The sequence below is a fragment of the Streptomyces sp. NPDC058534 genome (genome assembly GCF_042717365.1).
In the GTDB taxonomy this organism is placed as follows: Bacteria; Actinomycetota; Actinomycetes; order Streptomycetales; family Streptomycetaceae; genus Streptomyces.
Window position 1 is genome coordinate 1 of the sequence record NZ_JBHXNW010000164.1, and the last position, 4052, is coordinate 4052.

Consider the following 4052-nt stretch of genomic DNA (forward strand, 5'->3'; position numbering starts at 1 on the left):
CTCCCTAGGGGGGGGGCGGCGGGGGGGGGGGGGGGGGGGGGGGGGGAGGTGCCGGCGAACGGGATTCCCGAGCAGGGTGTGGAGGTGATTACGCCGGAGATGCTGCCGCTGGTGGAACTGACGCGTGCGCAGATCGACTTGGTGTGTGAGTCGGTCGAGGGCGGGGCGGCGAACGTGGCGGATGTGTATCCGCTTGCGCCGTTGCAGGAAGGCATCCTGTTCCATCACCTGTTGACCGGGGTTGGTGAGGCGGACGTCTATTTGGTGCCGATGGTGCTGGGCTTTGACAGTCGTGAGCGGTTGGACGGGTTCCTGTCGGCGTTGCAGCGGGTGGTGGACCGGCATGACATCTACCGCACCGGGTTGGTGTGGGAGGGGTTGCCGGAGCCGGTGCAGGTGGTCCGGAGGCATGCGGCCGTCCCGGTCACCGAGGTCGTTCTGAACGGGGGCGGTGATCCGCAGGCTGAGCTGTTGGCGGTCGCTGGGCGGTGGATGGATCTGCGGCAGGCACCGTTGCTGCGCGTACACGTGGCGGCCGAGCCGGGCAGTGAGCGGTGGCTCGGGCTTGTGCAGGTGCACCACCTGCTCCAGGACCACACCGCCTTGCAGGTGGTGCTGGGTGAGGTCGCGGCGTTGATGGAGGGGCGCGGGGACGAGTTGCCGGTGCCGCTGCCGTTCCGGGACTTTGTGGCGCAGGCGCGGTTGGGGGTTTCGCGTGCGGAGCATGAGGAGTTCTTCGCGGAGCTGTTGGGTGATGTGACGGAGCCGACGCTGCCGTTTGGGTTGGCTGATGCCCGTGGTGACGGCACGAGTGTGCAGCAGGCGCGGCTGCTGCTGGATGACGGACTGGCGGGGCGTATCCGGGAGCAGGCCCGCGGGCTGGGGGTGAGTCCGGCGACTCTGTTCCACGTCGCGTATGCGCGGGTGCTGGCGAGTCTGGCCGGGCAGTCGGATGTGATGTTCGGGACGCTGCTGCTGGGCCGGATGAATGCGGGGGTGGGGGCGGAGCGGATTCCTGGCCCGTTCATCAACACGTTGCCGGTGCGGGTGGATGTGGCGGGCCTTGATGTGGTGGGTGCGGTGCGGGCGATGCAGGGGCAGCTGGCCGGCCTGCTGGTGCACGAGCACGCCCCGCTCGCTCTGGCGCAGAGGGTGAGTGGTGTCCCGGCTTCGGTTCCGTTGTTCACCTCATTGTTCAACTATCGCCATGGCGGCCGGTCTGTGGGTGCTGGTGCTTCGGTGCGTGGTGGTGCTGCGGGTGTTGAGCTGTTGTTCGCGCAGGAGCGGACGAATTATCCGCTGGCGGTTGCGGTGGATGATCTGGGGGCTGGGTTTGCGGTGGCGGTTGATGCGGTGGCTCCGGGGGATGCCGGGCTGGTGTGTGAGTTGGTGCAGATGGCGGTGGGGGAATTGGTGGGGGCGTTGGAGGTTGCGCCGGGGAGGGCGTTGGGTGGTGTGGATGTGCTGCCGTCGTCGGTGCGGGGGCAGGTGGTGGACGGCTGGAATGACGGTGTTGTGTCGGTGCCTGGTGTGACGTGGATGGAGTTGTTCGGGGAGCAGGTGGTGCGGGATTCGGGTGCGGTGGCGGTGGTGTGTGGGGATGAGCGGTTGTCGTATGGGGAGTTGGATGAGCGTTCTGGTCGGTTGGCGGGTGTGTTGGTGGGTCGGGGTGTGGGGCCGGAGTCGGTGGTGGGGGTGGTGTTGGAGCGGTCGGTGGATGTGGTGGTGGCGTTGTTAGGGGTGTGGAAGGCGGGGGGTGCGTATGTGTTTGTTGATCCGTTGTATCCGGTGGAGCGGGTGGGTGTGGTGTTGGGGGAGGCGGGGCCGGTGTGTGTGGTGACTGTCAGGGAGTTGAGTGGTGGGTTGCCGGATGGTCTGGGTGTGCCGGTGGTGTGTCTGGATGATCCGGCAGTGGCATCTGCGCCGGTGGCGAGTCCTGTGGTGGGTGGGCTGGGTGTGGCGGCGTATGTGATGTTTACGTCGGGGTCGTCGGGTGTGCCGAAGGGTGTGGTGGTGTCTCAGGGTGCGGTGGTGGGTTTGGTGGCTGCTTTGGGTCCGGTGTTGGGTGTGGGTCCTGGGGTGGGGGTGTTGCAGTTTGCGTCGTTTGGGTTTGATGGTTCGGTGTTGGATGTTGCGGTGACGTTGGCGTTGGGTGGCCGTCTGGTGGTGGTGTCGGAGGCGGAGCGGGGGGATGTGGGGTTGTTGGCGGATGTGGTGGTGCGGGAGGGGGTGGGGGTGGCGAGTGTGGTGCCGTCGTTGCTGGGTGTGGTGGACCCGGTGACGGTGCCGGGTTTGGGGCGGGTGCTGGTGGGTGGTGAGGTGTTGTCGGCTGAGGTGGCGCGGGTGTGGGTGGATGGCCGGGTGTTGGTGAACACGTATGGGCCGACGGAGGCGACGGTGATGGTCACCGCCGGGCAGGTGCCCGACGGTGGGGTTGGTGTGCCGTCGGTGGGTGGGCCGGTGGCGAATTCGCGGGTGTATGTGCTGGACCGGTTCCTGGAGCCGGTGCCGCCGGGGGTGGCGGGGGAGTTGTATGTGGCGGGCGTGCAGCTGGCCCGCGGCTATCACCAGCGGCCTGGGCTGACCGGGGAACGCTTTGTGGCATGCCCGTTCGGTGGTTCGGGCGGGCGGATGTACCGGACCGGGGATCTGGCGCGGTGGACCACGGACGGGCAGCTCGCCTTTGTCGGCCGGGCGGATGATCAGGTGAAGGTGCGTGGCTTCCGGGTCGAGCCGGGCGAGGTCGAGGCCGTCCTGGCGGCGCATCCCGGTGTGGGCCAGGCGGTGGTGGTTGCCCGTGAGGATGTGCCGGGTGACAAGCGCCTGGTCGCCTACGTCGTGCCCGAGGGTGACGCCGTTCTGGGTGACAATCTGCGGAGGTTTGCTGCTGAGTGGTTGCCGGAGTTCATGGTGCCGTCGGTGGTGGTGGTGGTGGTGGACGGGTTGCCGTTGTCGGTGAACGGGAAGCTGGACCGTTCGGCGCTGCCGACGCCGGAGTATTCGTCTGGCGGTGGGCGGGGGCCGGCGACGGTGGCTGAAGAGCTTATGTGTCAGGTGTTCGCGGAGGTGCTGGGTCTGGATCGGGTGGGGGTTGAGCAGGACTTCTTCGATTTGGGTGGGCATTCGTTGTTGGCGATGCGGTTGGTGTCGCGGGTGCGGTCGGTGTTCGGGGTGGAGTTGGGTGTGCGTGCGTTGTTTGAGGCGTCGACTCCGGCGGGGTTGGCTGCGCGGATTGCGGGTGCGGGTGCGGCGCGGGTGGGGTTGGTGCGGTGGGAGCGGCCTGAGCGGGTGCCGTTGTCGTTCGCTCAGCGGCGGTTGTGGTTCCTGGCGCAGTTGGAGGGGCCGAGTGCGACGTACAACATCCCGGTCGCGCTCCGGCTGGCGGGTGCGCTGGATGTGGCCGCGCTGCGGTCAGCGCTCGGTGATGTGATGGATCGGCATGAGGTGCTGCGGACGGTGTTCCCGGTGGTGGACGGGGAGCCGTATCAGGAGGTGTTGGCGCCTTCAGAGGTGGGGGAGGTGCTGCGCGTTGTGCGGGCTGCCGAGGGTGAGGTGGCGGGTCTGGTGACGGAGGAGACCGGGCACGGGTTCGACCTCGCCGTTGAGGTGCCGTTGCGGGCGTTGTTGGTTGAGGTCGGTGGTGGTGTGCATGTGTTGGTGGTGGTGGTGCATCACGTTGCGGGGGACGGGTGGTCGATGGGGCCGTTGGCGCGGGACATCTCGGTCGCGTACGCGGCACGGTGTGACGGTCGTGCGCCCGGTTGGGAGCCGCTGCCGGTGCAGTACGCGGACTACACCCTGTGGCAGCGGGAGCTGCTGGGTGATGAGGGTGATCCGGGCAGTGTGCTGGCGGGGCAGGTGGGATTCTGGCGGGATGCGTTGGCGGGGGCTCCGCAGGAGTTGGTGCTGCCGGTGGATCGGGCGCGGCCGGCGGTGGCGTCGCACCGCGGCCATACAGCAGCGCTGGTGGTCCCGGCGGAGGTGCATGCGCGGCTGGCGGTGTTGGCGCGGGAGCAGGGTGTGACCCTGTTCATGGTGGTGCAGGCCGCGCT

The 4052-nt window shown here is 68.2% G+C and carries 1 protein-coding gene; it reads left to right on the forward strand.

Going from position 1 to position 4052, the window contains the following annotated elements; translation table 11 throughout:
- Nucleotides 1–48 precede the first annotated feature (48 nt).
- The coding region (locus ACFWR9_RS42420; protein WP_383852957.1) for an amino acid adenylation domain-containing protein at nucleotides 49–4052 on the forward strand (4004 nt) is incomplete at its 3' end.